Genomic DNA, 16,444 nt, shown 5'->3' with positions numbered 1-16,444 from the left:
GCCAGCACCTCACGCCAGCGTATGCACGATCACGGGGCCCGCGGCGGCGCTCGCATGCCCGGCCAGCAGCGGGCCGAGATCCTTTTCGATCCAGGCGATCGCGCGCTTGTTGGCTTCCTCGGCCTGCTCGAACTTGTCGAAGATCGAGATCGCGGTGACCGTGTCGTCGCCGGCATAGACGACGTAATAGGCGCGGAAGCCGTCGACGTCGCTGATGATCGGAACGGCGCCGTCCTTGATCCTGCGCGCCAGCTCTTCCGCACTCCCGCTTTTCGCCTTGGCCTGACGGATGGCGGCATACATGGCATCCTCCCTTCCGGCTCGTGATGAGGGGCTTGTTGCCCGGAACGATGTTACGCCGAAGCGCCCCGCCAATCCATGCTTGGTTAACCCTGCCCTAATCCATTGCGGCGTTCTGCAACCAACGGTTAAGCACACCTCAACATCGGCGCCTTAGTCTTGCCCCACTCACTTTTCGCAAACACCGGTGACCTATTCTACCGGGCGAAGTGACATCAGGGGGTTCATCATGCGCATTGCGTTGCTGCTGACCGCGACCATCGTCGGCGCGCTCTTCGCCAGTCCATCCCATGCTGGCTCGCTCGATGCCGGCGCAGCGCAGCCGCTGCCGCCGGGCTTCCAGAGCTACCGCGGCTACATGTTCGACCTGTCGGAGAATTCCGACCGCAAGGACGTCGACAAGCTCACCGACAATCTGAAGCAGCAGATCGATCTCGTCGAAGGCGCTGGCCTTTCGCCGCGCGTGTTGCGTTTCTTCCATACCGTGCCGATCGTCGCGAGCGAGCTGGCCTGTCTCGACGAAGGCGCCGCGACCGCGTGCTACGGCCGGGTCACGCCAGAGATTCATCGCTCCGCGCCACGAACGCTCACGGTGTGGGACCCGAACAAGCAGCGCTGGACCAACCCGAACGCCGTCGACCTCGCAGTCGATTCCGGGCTCGGCGTGATCATGCTGCGCCCGGACATGATGCGGTATGAGAAGGAAGCCGTGCTGCTGCACGAGTTGCTGCACGCCTATCACGCCCGGCTGTTGCCGGACGGCTATGCCAATAAGGGCGTGATCGCCTATTACGCGCTTGCCAAGTCCAAGGATCTTCTCCCCAAGGACTCCTATGCGATGAAAAATCCGATGGAGTTCTTTGCCGTGACCGCCAGCATCTTCCTGGCCGGAAAAAGCGAATTCCACGACCCGAAGTCGCGCGAGGCGCTCAAGGAGAAGATGCCGGATTATTACAAATATCTGGTCGGCGTGTTCGGCTTCGACCCCGAGCCCGCGGCGGCAAACGGACCGGTGGCCTCGCTGAAGTGAGGCGCCTCCCGAAACGTTCAAAAGCCGCGCGGCATGCGCGGCTTTTTTTGTTTTGGCCCGCGGGAAGCTGCGGATGACGCCCCGGCGGGAATTGCCAAGGCGGGGCCTGATCTGCATAGTCCCGCCCGCATCGATACCGTTTTTCGAAGGGGATAAGAGAACATGGCGGACGCCGACCTGGATGTCGTGATCCGGCAACTGGCCAGACAGCTGCATACGGGCCTGATGACCCGCGCCAAGGAGCGGCGGGATCGCTTCAACGGCCTTGCGGTCAAGGCCAAGGGCAAGGAAACCGCCGACCGCTTCAAGATGATGGCCAAGGCCACCATGGAGCAGGCCACCGCCGCCGCCAAGCGCCTCCAGATGTCCGCCGACAACGTCGCCGACAGCTACGCGCGGTCGATGCGGATTGCCGCCAGCACGCCCGTTGCGGTGAAGGTGGAGAAGAAGGCGAAGGAGAAGCCGGAGAAGAAGGCCGCGAAGAAAGCCAAAGCAAAAAAGACGAAGTAGCCGTTGCTCTTCCGCGCTCCCGGCGCTGCTTGTCATCCCGGGAGCACTCGTCGGCTTTTCTTGTCATCTCCCGTCTGGTCGGCTCGCGGGCCTTCGCTGCAGCGTCGTTCGTTTACGACTCGCCATTTGGACGGCGTGCTTCCGCAGGTCCGCCGCGATAGGGTCGCCCACGACGTACGAAGCTGCCCCCCGGCCCGAGGGCTGGCACACGTGCGCTACACACCGTCGATCCGTCATCCGTCACATAAAGCTTCTCACACTTTGGAGAAATCGTTCCTTCTCGCCCGGCGCGTAGCCCTGCGACGCTCCATAATACGGTTCATAGTGTTGATTGTACGGTGAGGCCCGGTAGTGCACCGGCGGCCGAGGTGGTGCGTAGGTTTGACGATGCTGACCCCGTTTGCTTCCTCTGGCCGGACCTGCGTAATAGGGATTGAGGACGCACATCTGACCGTTCGCCGACGCCCTGCATTGGTCCATCGTCATGTAGCTGCATCGATAGTACGGGGTCATTCCGAACGAAACGACGTACAGGCAAACCGGAAAAGCCGGGTCGTATGTTTGGGCCCGGGCGTGCCCCGCTGTCAGGGCGATACTCACCGTCAGAATCATGAAAGCCCATTTCCACATTGGAACCTCCAAGTTTGCACGACACAGGGTGCAGTCTGGGCGCAATCAGCATTGATCCAAATCAATTCTGGGGGATTGGTTCAAACGCCCGCGCGGCCGCGACAGTCTTACCGGCCGCATCCATCGCCCGTCTCGCCGCTCCAGGGCGAGCCTCCCCTCTCCGACCAGGGCGAGTAGCTGTGCGCGGTGAACGCTGCTCTCCTCACCTTGCCGGCGCGGCGATCCGGGTCGGCTCGGCGCTCGCGAGCTCGGCGAGCTTTTCGCGCGCAGCCTCGCGCGCGCGGCCGTCTTTGCCTGCAGGCAGCGCCAGCGCCGCCTCGAAATCGGCGCGCGCGTCGTCGGCCTGGCCGCGGGCCAGGAATGCCAGGCCGCGGTCGAGGCGGGCCAGGGCATCCGACGGATCGAGGCGGACCGCCGTGTTGTAACTCAGGATGGCGCGATCGAGATCGCCGGTGGCGGCGAGCGCAAGACCACGCTGGTGGTAGGGCGTAGCGCGCTTGGGATCATGCGCGATCGCCTCGTCATAGTCGGCGATGGCGAGCTCGAGATCGCCGTTCTGACGACGCGCGAGCGCGCGCTCGCGATAGAGCGAGGCGCGGTTGGGATTGAGGTGAATGGCCTCGTCGAAATCGGCAATCGCCCGCTTGAAGTCGCCATGACGCAGCGCGATCCGTCCGCGCCCCTCATAGGCAAAGGCGATCAGCGAGCCGCGGAGCGGCGAGAAGCCGATCACCGCCGAGCAGATGTCGGGATCGTCCTCGTCACCGCAATTGACGACCATGTGCGTGGACAGGCCGACAAGGACACACAGGACGATCAGCAATGGTACGGCAGTTCTGGTCATCTTCGACGGTGGCCGGCATTGGGCCGGCCACGCATCCCCTTTCGCAGAATTGGTCTCGCCGGGGTGTTAACACCGGCTCAAACGATCCAGTGTGCGCCAGGTCACAAAGCGGGATGCAAAATTCCAGCCGGTTTTCGCATCAGCCCCAAGGGCCGCGTGAAGGGCCGCGTGAAGACGAGCGGCCCCACGGGCCTCGGGGCGGATAATTCTCGTTGGCCCCGACCGACGGCGCCGCCCGCGTGCCGAGCTCGGCCGCCAGCTGCTGGAGCGCCGCGATGCGGTTCTGTGTCGAGGGATGGGTGGCGAACAGATTGTCCACACCGTGGCCCGACAGCGGATTGATGATGAACATGTGCGCGGTCGCGGGATTGCGCTCGGCGTCATAGTTCGGCACCTGATGCGCGGCGCCCTCGATTTTCACCAGCGCGGAAGCCAGCCACATCGGTTGTCCCGCGATGCGCGCACCGAGATTGTCCGCCGCGTATTCACGGGTACGGCTGATCGCCATCTGCACCAGCATGGCGCCCAGCGGCGCGAGAATCATCATCAGGATCGAGCCGACGATGCCCAGGCCGTTGTTGTTTTCGCGATTGCCGCCGAAGAACATGCCGAACTGAGCGAGCATGGAGATGGCGCCCGCGATGGTCGCGGTGATGGTCATCAGCAGCGTGTCGTGATTCTTGATATGCGCAAGCTCGTGCGCGATCACGCCGGCGAGCTCCTCGCGGCTGAGCTGGTTCATCAGGCCGGTCGTGACGGCAACCGCGGCGTTCTCAGGATTGCGGCCGGTCGCGAACGCGTTGGGCTGCGCCTCGTCCATCAGGAACACCCGCGGCATCGGCAAGCCCGCGCGGCCCGCAAGCTCGGCGACGAGCCCGACCAGTTCCGGCGCGCTTCTGCGGTCGACCTCATGGGCGCCGTACATCGAGAGCACCATGCGGTCGGAGTTCCAGTAGGTGAATAGATTGGTCGCGGCGGCAATGACCAGCGCGATCACGGCGCCGGAGGCGCCACCGATCAGATAGCCGACGCCCATGAACAGGGCAGTGAGGCCTGCGAGCAGCATTGCGGTGCGGAAATAGTTCATGGCCGTCTCCTGGGGCGGCCGCGGGCGAACCTTCGGCCGGCTCCGGCGAAAATATGGATGCCGCCGGCGACCGCAAGGTTCGTGCGTCGCCGAGCCGCAGATCCACGGCAGTGCGGCAGCCTTTCCGCTGTCGCTAAACCTTGACGGGGATTTACACCAAAACACACGTGGACGGTTAGTAACCTGGAAAGCGCGGCGTCGACTTAATCCGCGGTAACCGGGCACGTCGCAGGGTTCTTGCGCATTGACCGGTTCCGTTGGCATCTCGTCAGCAAGGTGACCATCATGATGGACCGCTCAGGTGCCGCTCCGGTCGACCCCACCCCCTCCCCTACCGAGAGCAAAGCTGACGCCAAGGGCTTGCAGGAGGCGCTGCACACGCAACTGTTCGCGCATGACGAGCCCGAGCAAACGTCCGATGCGCAGACGGAGCCGGAGCCAGGGCGCCGGTGGCCGCACCTGCGGCGCGGCGCCAAGATCGCCATCGGACTTGCCATCCTCGCCGTTTTTGGCTGGCTACCGCTGCGCGCGATCTGGGAATATTCGAGCGTCGAGGCCGTGCTGAATTCCCGCCTCGTCACCTTGCGCGCACCCATCGGTGGCCGCGTCTCTGCCGCGCAGCGCGTGACTGACCAGGCCCGGTTAGAGGCCGGAACCGTCGTCCTGCGTGTCGTCAACTCGCGCGGCGATCGCACCCGGCTCGACGATCTCCGGCGACAGAAGTCGCGCCTGGAGAACGACCGGCCCAGCCTTGCTGTCAAGCTCGCCTCGGCGCAGGCCGCGCAAAAGGACCTGGCGCGGCAGGCAGCCCAATTCCGCGACGGACGCGTGCTTCAGCTCGAGGCTCGCATTGCCGAGATCCAGACCTCGATCGAGGCGGCGGCGGCGCGGCGGGACGAAGCCAGCGCCGCCGTCGAGCGCGCATCCTCGCTGGCCAAAACCGGCAATGTCTCGACAGTCGAGCTGGCGCGGCTGACGCGCGAGCTCTCCGTGTCACAGCAAACCGAACTCGGCGCGCGCAAGCGGCTGGATGCCGCCAAAGTCGAACTCACCGCCGCACAGAACGGCTCGTTCCTCGGCGACAGCTACAACGACCGGCCAAGCTCGGTGCAGCGCGAGGAGGAGATGCGTCAGCGTGCCGGCGACCTCGAAGCCGATCTGTCGCGCACCGACACCGAGATCGCCTGGCTCGCCAACGAGATCATCGTCGAGGAGGTCCGCTTCGCCGATCTGTCCGAAGCCAACATCACGACACCCGTCACGGGACGCGTCTGGGAGATGATGACCTCACCCGGCGAGGACGTGCAGGCCGGGCAGCCCCTGCTCAAGGTGCTCGATTGCAGCGGCGCCGTCATCACCGCCAACGTCACCGAGAGCGTCTACAACCGCCTGCAGCTCGGCGATCGCGCGACGTTCGAGCCGAATGACGGCGGTGAGCCGATCTCCGGCACGGTGGCCAACCTGACCGGCGCGGCCGGTGCGCCGGCCAATCTCGCCATCAATCCGGATGCGCTGAGCAAGGAGCCCTATCGCGTGACCGTGGCATCGCACGATGCGGCGGCCGGCGCCTGCACCGTCGGACGCACAGGCCGCGTCGTGTTTGCCCGGCACGAGACAGCACCGTGATGATGGCGCTGACGCCCGGGCTGATCGCGCTCGGCGCCTTCATGGCGATCGTGCCGCTGCTGAGGCGCAACAGCACGATGGCGCGCTCGCTCCTGGCCATCGTGTCGGTGACCTTGCTGCTGCGTTATCTCCATTGGCGCGTCACCTCGACGCTCCCGCCGCCGCACCTGACCGTCGATGCCCTGATCGGCTACCCCTTCATGCTGCTGGAAGCGGCCTCGCTGGTCGCGGTCGCGTTGTCGTTGCTGTTCCTGAGCCGCACGCGCGACCGCACCGGCACCGCGAAGATTCACAGCAGCGCCGGCGATCCTCGCGCACCGCTGATCGACGTCTTCATCTGCACCTACAACGAGGAACGAGGGATCCTCGAGCGCACCATCATCGGCGCGACCGGTATGGCGTACGGCCATTATCGCGTCTGGGTGCTCGACGACGGCAGGCGGCCCTGGCTGCGTCGGCTTTCGGGCGAGCTCGGCTGCCATTATCTGACGCGGCCCGACAACCACCACGCCAAGGCCGGCAACATCAATCACGCCCTCAAGCATGTCGGCGCGCTGCCGGAGCGGCCGGAATTCGTCGCCATTCTCGATGCGGACTTCGTGCCGCGGCCCGACTTCCTCGCACGAACCGCCTCGCTCATGGACGATGCTTCGGTCGGCGTGGTGCAGACGCCGCAGCATTTCATCAATCCCGACCCGATCCAGACCAATCTCGCTGCGACCGACGTGTGGCCCGACGAGCAGCGCTTCTTCTTCGACATCCTGCTGCCGGCCAAGGACGCCTGGGGCGTTGCGTTCTGCTGCGGGACCTCCTCCCTCATCCGCTATGCCGGGCTGATGCAGATCGGCGGATTTCCGACCGATTCGGTGACGGAAGACTACCTCGTCACCCTTCGCCTGAAGGAATACGGGCTCAACACGATCTATCTCAACGAGCGGCTGACGATCGGGCTCGCGCCGGAAGGGCTGAAGGAATACATCACGCAGCGCGCCCGCTGGTGCCTCGGCCTGATGCAGATCGTGCGCGGCCGCAGCGGACCGCTCTCGCGGAGTTCGAAGCTGTCCTTCATCGACCGGCTCTCGCTGGTCGACGCCTTCATGAGCTGGTCCGCGGTCTACACCTCGAAGGTGGCGGGCCTGGTGGTGCCCTGGCTGTTCCTGCTTTTCGGCATCCAGGCGGTGCGGGCCGACCTCAACGAGCTCTTGCGCGTCTTCCTGCCGTTCTATGTCTGGAACGGCCTCAGCATGGCCTGGCTGTCGCGCGGCCGCTCGCTGGCGATGATGACGGATGTCTCACAGCTCATCGCCGCGCCCGCCGTGCTCAAGGCCGTTGCCGCCGGCCTGCTGAAACCGAAGGGACACAAGTTCAAGGTCACCGCCAAAGGCGGCGACCGCGACCGGCGCTTCGTCGAATGGCCGCTGCTGCGGATCTATGGCTGCGCACTCTTCATCACGCTCGCGTCCATCGCGTATGCTTTCGTCCTGCAGGAGCGCGGCGAGAACATCGCCTATGGCGGACTGGCGCTGGCCTGGAGTCTCTACAACGCGCTCATCCTCACCGTGGTCTGCTTCGTCTGCATCGAGCAACCGCGCAAGCGCAAGGCGGAACGGTTCAACCGCAATGAACCGGTCCTGGTGCGCCAGGACGGCAGGTCGCATCTCGCGCGGCTCGCCGACATCTCCATCACGGGCGCTCGCCTGATCGATCCCGATCCGCCGGCGCCGGGCAGCACGATCGAATGCCGGATCTATGGCCGCCCGATCGCGGCCATCGTGGTGCGGCGAACCACCGACGGGTTCGCCGTGCGTTTCGAGGAAGGCATGGATACGCGCGTGCACGCGATCAGGGCGTTCTATGCGGGCGAATATGTTCGCGCCTTCCGAGGCGTCAGGGCGCTCCCGGTCGGGAAAGCGCTGCTGATGCGGCTGTTCGGCTAGGCGGGCGACGAGGAAGTGATGGCCCGAGGCCATCACTTCACCTAAACTTCGGACGAATCCACGATCGCCCTCCTCACCGGAACACCTATGGTCCAGACCCGATTTCTGATCGCGGCCGTCGCGCTTCTCGCATACACCGCCACCGCCTCCGCTCAAATCCTCCCGTCTCCCGCAAAGCCCGCAGCGCCGAGGGCCGCTGCCCCTTCGCCGCGCGCAGCTTCGTGCCACAACGGCGCGAGCTTCGATCGCTTCCTGGCCGACCTGAAACAGCAGGCGATCGCGGCCGGGGTGTCGCAGCGCGCGCTCGCCGAAGCCGCGCCATACCTCACCTACGACCAGAGCATCGTCAACCGCGACCGCGGCCAGCGCGTGTTCGGCCAGGTGTTCACCGAATTCTCGCGCAACCGAGCGTCGGAGGGCGCGGCCAGGAACGCTCAGGCGCGCATCAAGATGCATGCGGCGGCGTTCGCCCGCGCCGAGAAAGAATATGGCGTGCCGCCGGCGGTCATCGCTGCGTTCTGGGGATTGGAGAGCAGCTTTGGCGCCGAGCTCGGCACGCTGCATACGCTGCCCTCGTTGGTGTCGTTGGCCTACGACTGCCGCCGCTCCGAGATGTTTCAGAAGGAAACCATCGCGGCTCTCAAGATCATCGACCGCGGCGATCTCTCACCATCCGAGATGATCGGCTCCTGGGCGGGCGAGCTCGGGCAGACGCAGTTTTTGCCCACGCATTATTTCAACTATGCAGTGGACTATGACGGCGACGGCCATCCCAACTTGTTGCGCAGCGCGCCCGACGTGATCGGCTCGACCGCGAACTACATCGCCAACGGACTGAAGTGGCGGCGTGGCGAGCCGTGGCTGCAGGAAGTGCGCGCGCCCACGAACTTTCCGTGGGACCAAGCCGACCTGACGATCAAACTGCCGCGCGCAAAATTCGCGCAACTCGGCGTCACCTATCCCGATGGCCGGCCGCTGCCGAACGACGACCTGCCCGCCTCACTGCTACTGCCGATGGGTCGTACCGGGCCAGCCTTTCTCGCCTATGCGAATTTCGCGGCCTATACCGAGTGGAATAACTCACTGATCTATTCGACCACCGCAGCCTATCTCGCCAGCCGCATCGCCGGCGCCCCGCCGATGCGGCAGCCCGCCGTGCCGGTTGCGCAACTGCCGCTCAACGAGCTGAAGGAGTTGCAGCAGCACCTCGTCCGCGCCGGCTTCAATGTCGGCAAGGTCGATGGCGTAATGGGGCAACTGAGCCGCACTGCAGTGAAGGCGATGCAGATCAAGTTCGGCCTGCCCGCCGATTCCTGGCCGACTGCGGAGTTGCTGGCGCGCATGCGGGGCGGCACGGCGCAGGCGCAGCCCCAGGCGACGGTGCGATAGAATTTTCGCATCGCACAAGCCGCTGTCTGCGATTGTATTTTTCCATGAGGCTCCCATGTGAGTGGCTCAGGTTTTCTCCTGAGATTTCCCATTCACAAGCGAGCATCACATGTCCTTCTACGACGCGGCCGTCCCGGCCTATCTGCAAATGCTGAACAGCGTCACCGGCCTGCTCACCAAGGCCGAGGCGCATTGCGCGGCCAGGAAGATCGACCCCAGCGTCCTGCTCGGCTCGCGCCTTTTCCCGGACATGCTGCCGCTGTCCAAGCAGGTCCAGCTCGTCAGCGACTTCGCCGCCAAGGGCTGCGCGCGACTGACGCATAGCGAGGTGCCCGCGACCCCCGACACCGAAACCAGCTTTGCGGAGTTGAAGCAGCGACTGGCAAAGACCATCGACTACGTGAAGTCGTTCAAGCCGGAGCAGTTCGAGGGTGCCGACACCAAAGACGTCACCTTCCCGGCCGGACCGGACAAATCCATCACCATGAAGGGCCAGCAATTCCTGAGCGCGTTCTCGCTGCCGAACTTCTATTTCCACTGCGCGACCGCCCACGGCATTTTGCGCCACAACGGCGTCGAGATCGGCAAGCGCGATTTCATGGGCGCGAACTGACTTGCGAAATCGCACGGTCGCGACAGCTGAAATCGACTGTCGCGGCCGGAATTGCACATGAATTATGCTACGCGGGATTTGCCGCGTAGGTCGCCTGCGCTTTCCGTATGGCTCCTCCCTTGCGCCAGATATCGCAATGCACAACTGTTCCAGACCCCTCACTGCTGGAAACATTGCCAATGAGCCGTCCAACCAAATTGTTTGAGACCTATAAGCTCGGTCCGATCACGCTTGCGAACCGCTTCGTGATGGCGCCGCTGACGCGCAACCGCGCCGTTCCCGGCACGTTCGTCCCCGGCGCCCTCGCAGCCGACTATTACGGTCAGCGCGCCTCCGCAGGGCTTCTGATCACCGAAGCGAGCCAGGTCTCGCAGCAAGGGCAAGGCTACCAGGACACGCCCGGCATCTACAGCAAGGAGCAGGCCGCCGGCTGGCGCAAAGTCACCGACCGCGTGCATGAGCGCGGCGGCAAGATCTTCATCCAGCTCTGGCATGTCGGCCGTATCTCGCATGTCGACCTCCAGGCGAATGGCGCCGCCCCGGTGGCGCCGAGCGCGATCCGCGCCAAGGGCAAGACGTTCGTGAATGGCGGCTTTGCCGATGTCTCCGAACCCCGCGCGCTCGAGCTTTCCGAGATTCCGGGAATCATCGACGACTTCAAGCGCGCGACGAGGAATGCGCTCGAGGCCGGCTTCGACGGCGTCGAGATCCACGGTGCCAACGGCTACCTGCTGGAGCAGTTCGCCAAGGACGGCGCCAACAAGCGCACGGACGCCTATGGCGGCTCGATCGAGAACCGCGCGAAGCTGATGCTGGAGGTCTCCAAGGCCGTCGTCGCCGAGGCCGGCGCCGAGCGCACCGGCATCCGCATCTCGCCGGTGACACCGGCCAACGACATCTCGGATTCCAACCCGCAGGCCCTGTACGACCACATTGTCGACGGCCTCGGCGCGCTCAAGCTGGTTTATCTTCACGTCGTCGAAGGCGCCACCGGCGGTCCCCGCGACGTCGCGCCGTTCGACTATGCGTCCTTGCGCAAACGCTTCACCGGCGCCTACATCGCCAACAACGGCTACGATTTCGATCTCGCCACCAAGGTGCTGGATGCGAACGCAGCCGACCTCATCGCCTTCGGCAAGCCCTTCATCTCCAACCCCGACCTCGTCGAGCGACTGAAGCAGGGCGCAGCGCTGAACGACTGGGACAAGACCACGTTCTACGGCGGCGGCGCGAAGGGGTATACGGATTACCCGACGCTGGCGGCCGAACCGGCGGAGTAAAATCAACTCTCTCCGCGTCATTGCGAGGAGCTCTTGCGACGAAGCAATCCAGACTGCCGCGGCGGGAAGGCTCTGGATTGCTCGCTTCGCTCGCAATGACGGTGTGGAGACAGCGCAGCGAACTCACCAAAAACAAAAAGGCCGGGATCGCTCCCGGCCTTTCGCATTTGGTGACGTCGCGCGCCGCTTACTTCGCTTCCGCGCGCTTGGGCGGGGTGGCCGGCCACGACTTGATCAGGGTGTCGTAGTCGACCGTCTCGCCCTTCGGCTTCTCGTTGGCGAGCTTGCGCTGGGGCGCGATGGTGCCGTCCTTCTCGGCCTTCGCGAACCAGTACTCCGGCTTCTCCTTCTTGTGGAGCTTCGGACCGCAGGCGCCCTGCACGCCGGACTTCTCCAGGCGCTCCATGACGGAGTCCTGGGCCGCGGCGAGAGCATCCATCGCCTGTTGCGGCGTCTTCGCACCGGACGACGCATCGCCGATGTTCTGCCACCACAGCTGCGCGAGCTTCGGATAGTCGGGCACGTTGTTGCCGGTCGGGGTCCACTGCACGCGCGCCGGCGAGCGGTAGAACTCGACCAGGCCGCCGAGCTTCGGCGCACGTTCCGTAAACGACTTGTCCCAGATGTCGGATTCACGGACGAAGGTGAGACCGACATGACTCTTCTTCAGCGACACCGACTTCGAGACGATGAACTGGAGATAGAGCCAGGCGGCCTTGCGGCGATCCGGCGGAGTGGACTTCAGGAGCGTGAGCGAGCCCGCGTCCTGATAGCCGAGCTTCATGCCTTCCTTCCAGTACGAGCCGTGCGGCGACGGAGCCATACGCCATTTCGGCGTACCGTCCGCGTTCATCACGGCGATGCCGGGTTTCACCATGTCGGCGGTGAAGGCGGTGTACCAGAACATCTGCTGGGCGATGTTACCCTGGGCCGGCACGGGACCGGACTCGGAGAAGGTCATGCCCTGCGCCTGCGGCGGCGCATACTTCTTCATCCACTCGAGATACTTGGTGATCGAGTAGACCGCCGCCGGTCCGTTGGTGTCGCCACCACGCTCGACCGAGGAGCCGACCGGACGGCAGCCTTCCATGCGGATGCCCCATTCGTCGACCGGCAGACCGTTCGGAATGCCCTTGTCACCGTTGCCGGCCATCGACAGCCACGCGTCGGTGAAACGCCATCCGAGCGAGGGGTCCTTCTTGCCATAGTCCATATGGCCGTAGACCTTGACGCCGTTGATCTCCTTGATGTCGTTGGTGAAGAACTCGGCGATGTCCTCATAGGCGGACCAGTTCACGGGCACGCCGAGCTCGTAGCCATACTTCGCCTTGAACTTGGCCTTGTAGTCCGCGTTGGTGAACCAGTCGTAACGGAACCAGTAGAGGTTGGCGAACTGCTGGTCGGGCAGCTGGTAGAGCTTGCCGTCCGGCCCCGTGCCGAACGACTTGCCGATGAAGTCGTTGACGTCGAGCATGGGATTCGTGACGTCCTTGCCCTCGCCGGTCATGTAGTCCGACAGCGCGATGGTCTGGCCGTAGCGGAAGTGCGTGCCGATCAGGTCGGAATCGTTGATCCAGCCGTCATAGACGTTCTTGCCGGACTGCATCTGGGTCTGCAGCTTCTCGACGACGTCACCTTCCTGGATGAGGTCGTGCTTGAGCTTGATGCCGGTGAGCTCGGAGAACGCTTTCGCCAGCGTCTGCGCCTCGTATTCGTGGGTCGTGATGGTCTCGGAGACGACGTTGATCTCCATGCCCTTGAACGGCTCGGCGGCTTTGGCGAACCACTCCAGCTCCTTCTTCTGGTCTTCCTTCGACAGAGTCGAGGGCGTGAATTCCGCGATCCACTTCTGGATCGCGGCCTCGTCGGCGGCGCGAACCGGCGCCGAGAGAGCGAGCGACACTGCAACGATCGCAGCGGCGCTGGACATGGTCAGAAAACTATTCTTGGTCAATGGACCTTTCCTTCTCCTAAACTGTCGCATGTTGTTCCTCCGTTGCAGCGACAAACTTTTATACAGGCCCGGGTTGGTCCCGGATCTGGCCGTCCCTTCGCAAACTCAGACCGTGCGAAAAATGAGCACGGCCGCAGCCAGCGAAATTCCACTTGCGAGCCACAGGCTCGAAATCTCGAATCCCTCCTCGCCGATCGGCACCGTGGCGATCGCGTCAGTGCCGACGAGGCCAATCCAGGCGAGGTGGATGACCGCCGCCGTGATCAACGAGATGAACAGGCGATCACCGCGCGTGGTCGGAATGCGCAACACACCGACGCGCTCGGCCTCGGGGTAGACGGCGGCAAGCCATGTCATCACCGCCAGCGTGCAGGCGAGCGCCGCAAAGAAGATCGCGGTCGGCAGCGTCCAGGCCATCCATGCGATGGACTCCATCAAAACCTCCTACACCCGGCCGAGCGCAAAACCGCTCGCAATGTAATTACGGACAAACCAGATCACGAGCGCCCCTGGAATGATGGTGAGCACACCGGCGGCGGCGAGCAGGCCCCAATCCATGCCGGCCGCCGACACAGTGCGCGTCATGATCGCCGCGATCGGCTTGGCCGAGACGGAGGTCAGCGTGCGCGCGAGCAGAAGCTCGACCCAGGAGAACATGAAGCAGAAGAAGGCGGCGACGCCGATGCCGCTCGCGATCAACGGCACCAGGATCTTGATGAAGAAGCGCGGAAAGGAATAGCCGTCGAGGAAGGCGGTCTCGTCGATCTCGCGCGGAACACCGGAGACGAAGCCTTCCAGGATCCACACCGCAAGCGGCACGTTGAAGATGCAGTGCGCGAGCGCAACCGCCCACGGCGTATCGAACAGGCCGATCGCCGAATAGAGGTTGAAGAACGGCAACGCATAGACTGCCGCCGGGGCCATGCGGTTCGACAGCAGCCAGAAGAACAGGTGCTTGTCGCCGAGGAAACGGTAGCGCGAGAACGCATAGGCCGCCGGCAGCGCGACCGAGATCGAGATGACGGTGTTGAGGATGACGTAGCTCAGCGAGTTGATGTAGCCGGAATACCAGCTCTCGTCCGTGAAGATGCGCTTGTAGTGCTGGAGCGTCGGCGTGTGCGGCCACAGCGTCATCGTCGAGACGATCTCGGCATTGGTCTTGAAGCTCATGTTGACGAGCCAGTAGATCGGCAGCATCAGGAAGATCAGGAACAGCCCCATGATGAGGCGGCGGCCGGGGATCGAGTGCATCACACGGCTCCTTCCTGGGGCTTCCGCTCGGCGCCCGCATTGGTCATGACGGTGTAGAAGATCCAGCAGACGATCAGGATGATGAGGTTGTAGACCAGCGACAGCGCCGCCGCCTTGCCGAGGTCGAACTGGCCGAGCGCGATCTTGACCAGCTCGATCGACACGAACGTCGTGGAATTGCCCGGCCCGCCGCCGGTCACCACGAACGGCTCGGTGTAGATCATGAAGCTGTCCATGAAGCGCAGCAGCACCGCGATCAGGAGCACGCGGTTCATCTTCGGCAGCTGGATCGCCTTGAACACGGCCCAGCGCGAGGCGCCGTCGATCTGGGCGGCCTGGTAATAGGCTTCCGGGATCGACTTCAGGCCGGCATAGCACAGCAGCGCGACGAGGCTGGTCCAGTGCCAGACGTCCATCACGATGACGGTGACCCAGGCATCGATCTCGTTGGAGACGTAATTGTAGTCGATGCCGATGGCGTTCAGGACATAGCCGAGCAGGCCGATATCGGGGCGCCCGAAGATCTGCCAGATCGTGCCGACCACGTTCCACGGAATCAGCAACGGCAGAGCGAGGATGACGAGGCAGGCCGCCACCGTCCAGCCCTGGCGCGGCATCGACAACGCGACGACGATGCCGAGCGGCACCTCGATCGCGAGGATCACCATCGAGAAAAACAGATTGCGCCCGAGCGAGGCGAGGAAGCGGCCGCCGAGATCGGTCGAGGGGTCGAGCAATTCCTTGAACCAGCCGACCCCGTTCCAGAAGAACTGGTTGTTGCCGAAGGTGTCCTGCATCGAATAGTTCACCACCGTCATCAGCGGCAGCACCGCCGAGAAGGCGACGACCAGAAACACCGGCAGCACCAGGAACCAGGCTTTTTGGTTGACGGTCTTGTCCATCAGACGGCTCCCTCCACCAGAAGGCTGTCGGCATAGACGTGGACATGCGACGGGTCGAATTTCAGTCCGGCCATGCCGTCCGAGCTGGTGAACCCCGCGGGCGCGCGTGCCGCAAGCTTGGCGTCGCCGAAGCGCGCTCGCGCGAAACGGATGCGGCCGAGATCGTCGAGGCGCTCGATCCTTGCGGTGAGCAGACCGGGCGCAGGCGCGACGACCTCGACGAATTCGGGACGGACGCCGATCTCGATCTTGGCATCGGCAGGCAGATTGTCGTAAGCGCGGTTGAGCGCGATGACATGGCCACCGACATTGGCCTCGCGTCCTCTCACCTCGGCCGGCAGGATGTTCATGCCGGGCGAGCCGATGAAATAGCCGACGAAGGTGTGCGCCGGCTTGTCGAACAGCTCCGCCGGCGTGCCGCTCTGCACGACGCGGCCGTCATGCATGACGACCACGGTGTCGGCGAAGGTCAGCGCCTCGGTCTGGTCGTGGGTGACGTAGATCATCGTAAGGTCGAGCTCGCGATGCAACGCTTTCAACTTGGAGCGGAGCTGCCATTTCAACTCGGGATCGATCACCGTCAGCGGCTCGTCGAACAGCACGGCGGCGACGTCGGAGCGGACGAGGCCGCGGCCGAGCGAGATCTTCTGCTTCGCATCGGCCGTGAGGCGCGTCGCCTTGCGGTTCAGATAGGGTTCGAGGTCGAGCAGGCGACCGATCTCGGCGACGCGTTTGTCGATCTCGGGCTTCGGCACGCCGCGGTTCTTCAGCGGAAACGCCAGATTCTCACCCACCGTCATGGTGTCGTAGATCACCGGAAACTGGAACACCTGGGCGATGTTGCGCTTCTGGGTTGACAGCGGTGTGATGTCCTTGCCGTCGAACAGGATTTTCCCCCGAGACGGCGTGATGATGCCGGAGATGACGTTGAGCAGCGTAGTCTTGCCGCAGCCGGAGGGGCCGAGCAGCGCATAGGCGCCGCCCTGCCGCCAGGTCATGGTGACCGGCTTCAACGCAAAGCTCTCCTGCGGCGCATCATTGCCGCCGTAGGAATGGGCGAGATCGACGAGGTCAATGCGGGCCATGGCGCA

16 protein-coding genes are annotated in these 16,444 nt (G+C 64.2%); 7 read left to right on the top strand and 9 right to left on the bottom strand.

Going from position 1 to position 16,444, the window contains the following annotated elements; translation table 11 throughout:
* Positions 1-9 precede the first annotated feature (9 nt).
* Positions 10-303, bottom strand: a complete 294-nt coding sequence (locus tag ACFDR6_RS33820; protein ID WP_027575542.1) for an antibiotic biosynthesis monooxygenase — start codon at positions 301-303, stop codon at positions 10-12.
* A 226-nt stretch (positions 304-529) separates the two neighbouring features.
* On the opposite strand from ACFDR6_RS33820, the gene ACFDR6_RS33815 reads away from it, so the two are divergent.
* Together ACFDR6_RS33815 and ACFDR6_RS33810 are read left to right on the top strand one after the other, a co-directional pair.
* Positions 530-1,330, top strand: coding sequence for a hypothetical protein (locus ACFDR6_RS33815; RefSeq protein WP_212089210.1), 801 nt, complete (start codon positions 530-532; stop codon positions 1,328-1,330).
* Between the two features lie 162 nt (positions 1,331-1,492).
* Complete coding sequence (locus ACFDR6_RS33810; RefSeq protein WP_317242791.1) at positions 1,493-1,840, top strand: hypothetical protein; 348 nt, start codon at positions 1,493-1,495, stop codon at positions 1,838-1,840.
* A gap of 240 nt (positions 1,841-2,080) precedes the next feature.
* Here ACFDR6_RS33810 and ACFDR6_RS33805 read toward each other — a convergent pair whose 3' ends face one another.
* From ACFDR6_RS33805 to htpX, 3 genes are all read right to left on the bottom strand, one after another.
* Entirely contained in the window at positions 2,081-2,452 is a 372-nt protein-coding gene (locus ACFDR6_RS33805; RefSeq protein ID WP_375861009.1) for a DUF3551 domain-containing protein, read from the bottom strand.
* A 220-nt stretch (positions 2,453-2,672) separates the two neighbouring features.
* On the bottom strand, positions 2,673-3,314 hold the full coding sequence (locus ACFDR6_RS33800) for a tetratricopeptide repeat protein (RefSeq protein WP_375861008.1): 642 nt from the start codon (positions 3,312-3,314) through the stop codon (positions 2,673-2,675).
* 139 nt (positions 3,315-3,453) lie between these two features.
* Entirely contained in the window at positions 3,454-4,401 is a 948-nt protein-coding gene (gene htpX / locus ACFDR6_RS33795; RefSeq protein ID WP_375861007.1) for a zinc metalloprotease HtpX, read from the bottom strand.
* A gap of 285 nt (positions 4,402-4,686) precedes the next feature.
* Here htpX and ACFDR6_RS33790 point away from each other — a divergent pair, with 285 nt between their 5' ends.
* From ACFDR6_RS33790 to ACFDR6_RS33770, 5 genes are all read left to right on the top strand, one after another.
* Positions 4,687-6,027, top strand: coding sequence for an HlyD family secretion protein (locus ACFDR6_RS33790; protein WP_317242788.1), 1,341 nt, complete (start codon positions 4,687-4,689; stop codon positions 6,025-6,027).
* On the top strand, positions 6,027-7,964 hold the full coding sequence (locus tag ACFDR6_RS33785) for a glycosyltransferase (RefSeq protein ID WP_375861071.1): 1,938 nt from the start codon (positions 6,027-6,029) through the stop codon (positions 7,962-7,964). The genes ACFDR6_RS33790 and ACFDR6_RS33785 overlap by 1 nt, the downstream gene beginning before the upstream one ends.
* An 87-nt stretch (positions 7,965-8,051) precedes the next feature.
* Positions 8,052-9,353 (top strand): lytic murein transglycosylase, encoded by a 1,302-nt coding sequence (locus ACFDR6_RS33780; RefSeq protein WP_375861006.1) that lies wholly within the window; start codon positions 8,052-8,054, stop codon positions 9,351-9,353.
* Between the two features lie 109 nt (positions 9,354-9,462).
* Positions 9,463-9,966, top strand: coding sequence for a DUF1993 domain-containing protein (locus tag ACFDR6_RS33775; RefSeq protein ID WP_212089190.1), 504 nt, complete (start codon positions 9,463-9,465; stop codon positions 9,964-9,966).
* 179 nt (positions 9,967-10,145) lie between these two features.
* On the top strand, positions 10,146-11,246 hold the full coding sequence (locus ACFDR6_RS33770; protein WP_375861005.1) for an alkene reductase: 1,101 nt from the start codon (positions 10,146-10,148) through the stop codon (positions 11,244-11,246).
* Between the two features lie 187 nt (positions 11,247-11,433).
* Here ACFDR6_RS33770 and ACFDR6_RS33765 read toward each other — a convergent pair whose 3' ends face one another.
* The 5 genes from ACFDR6_RS33765 to ACFDR6_RS33745 form a co-directional block, all read right to left on the bottom strand.
* A complete protein-coding gene (locus ACFDR6_RS33765) occupies positions 11,434-13,176 on the bottom strand; it encodes an ABC transporter substrate-binding protein (RefSeq protein WP_212090331.1) in 1,743 nt (580 codons plus the stop codon).
* A gap of 129 nt (positions 13,177-13,305) precedes the next feature.
* The gene (locus tag ACFDR6_RS33760) at positions 13,306-13,635 is read right to left on the bottom strand and encodes a DUF2160 domain-containing protein (protein ID WP_212089186.1); all 330 of its coding nucleotides are present in this window, start codon (positions 13,633-13,635) and stop codon (positions 13,306-13,308) included.
* Between the two features lie 9 nt (positions 13,636-13,644).
* Complete coding sequence (locus ACFDR6_RS33755; RefSeq protein WP_375861004.1) at positions 13,645-14,451, bottom strand: carbohydrate ABC transporter permease; 807 nt, start codon at positions 14,449-14,451, stop codon at positions 13,645-13,647.
* Positions 14,451-15,353, bottom strand: a complete 903-nt coding sequence (locus ACFDR6_RS33750) for a carbohydrate ABC transporter permease (protein WP_317242783.1) — start codon at positions 15,351-15,353, stop codon at positions 14,451-14,453. Before ACFDR6_RS33750 ends, ACFDR6_RS33755 begins: the two co-directional genes overlap by 1 nt.
* Positions 15,353-16,438: an ABC transporter ATP-binding protein gene (locus ACFDR6_RS33745; RefSeq protein ID WP_212089180.1), complete on the bottom strand. Its 1,086-nt coding sequence runs from the start codon at positions 16,436-16,438 to the stop codon at positions 15,353-15,355. The genes ACFDR6_RS33750 and ACFDR6_RS33745 overlap by 1 nt, the downstream gene beginning before the upstream one ends.
* Positions 16,439-16,444: the final 6 nt, after the last annotated feature.

Origin of the sequence: Bradyrhizobium tunisiense, assembly GCF_042263385.1 — a bacterium.
GTDB lineage: Bacteria > Pseudomonadota > Alphaproteobacteria > Rhizobiales > Xanthobacteraceae > Bradyrhizobium > Bradyrhizobium tunisiense.
This window is presented reverse-complemented; position numbering and strand designations above follow the sequence as displayed.

Bases quoted from the DNA above. Each gene is read 5' to 3' on its own strand.
- ACFDR6_RS33810 (WP_317242791.1), top strand. From the start codon at position 1,493: ATGGCGGACGCCGACCTGGATGTCGTGATCCGGCAACTGGCCAGACAG.
- ACFDR6_RS33820 (WP_027575542.1), bottom strand. From the start codon at position 303: ATGTATGCCGCCATCCGTCAGGCCAAGGCGAAAAGCGGGAGTGCGGAA.
- ACFDR6_RS33745 (WP_212089180.1), bottom strand. From the start codon at position 16,438: ATGGCCCGCATTGACCTCGTCGATCTCGCCCATTCCTACGGCGGCAAT.
- ACFDR6_RS33815 (WP_212089210.1), top strand. From the start codon at position 530: ATGCGCATTGCGTTGCTGCTGACCGCGACCATCGTCGGCGCGCTCTTC.
- htpX (WP_375861007.1), bottom strand. From the start codon at position 4,401: ATGAACTATTTCCGCACCGCAATGCTGCTCGCAGGCCTCACTGCCCTG.
- ACFDR6_RS33770 (WP_375861005.1), top strand. From the start codon at position 10,146: ATGAGCCGTCCAACCAAATTGTTTGAGACCTATAAGCTCGGTCCGATC.
- ACFDR6_RS33800 (WP_375861008.1), bottom strand. From the start codon at position 3,314: ATGACCAGAACTGCCGTACCATTGCTGATCGTCCTGTGTGTCCTTGTC.
- ACFDR6_RS33750 (WP_317242783.1), bottom strand. From the start codon at position 15,353: ATGGACAAGACCGTCAACCAAAAAGCCTGGTTCCTGGTGCTGCCGGTG.
- ACFDR6_RS33755 (WP_375861004.1), bottom strand. From the start codon at position 14,451: ATGCACTCGATCCCCGGCCGCCGCCTCATCATGGGGCTGTTCCTGATC.
- ACFDR6_RS33765 (WP_212090331.1), bottom strand. From the start codon at position 13,176: ATGTCCAGCGCCGCTGCGATCGTTGCAGTGTCGCTCGCTCTCTCGGCG.
- ACFDR6_RS33785 (WP_375861071.1), top strand. From the start codon at position 6,027: ATGATGGCGCTGACGCCCGGGCTGATCGCGCTCGGCGCCTTCATGGCG.
- ACFDR6_RS33805 (WP_375861009.1), bottom strand. From the start codon at position 2,452: ATGATTCTGACGGTGAGTATCGCCCTGACAGCGGGGCACGCCCGGGCC.
- ACFDR6_RS33760 (WP_212089186.1), bottom strand. From the start codon at position 13,635: ATGGAGTCCATCGCATGGATGGCCTGGACGCTGCCGACCGCGATCTTC.
- ACFDR6_RS33780 (WP_375861006.1), top strand. From the start codon at position 8,052: ATGGTCCAGACCCGATTTCTGATCGCGGCCGTCGCGCTTCTCGCATAC.
- ACFDR6_RS33775 (WP_212089190.1), top strand. From the start codon at position 9,463: ATGTCCTTCTACGACGCGGCCGTCCCGGCCTATCTGCAAATGCTGAAC.
- ACFDR6_RS33790 (WP_317242788.1), top strand. From the start codon at position 4,687: ATGATGGACCGCTCAGGTGCCGCTCCGGTCGACCCCACCCCCTCCCCT.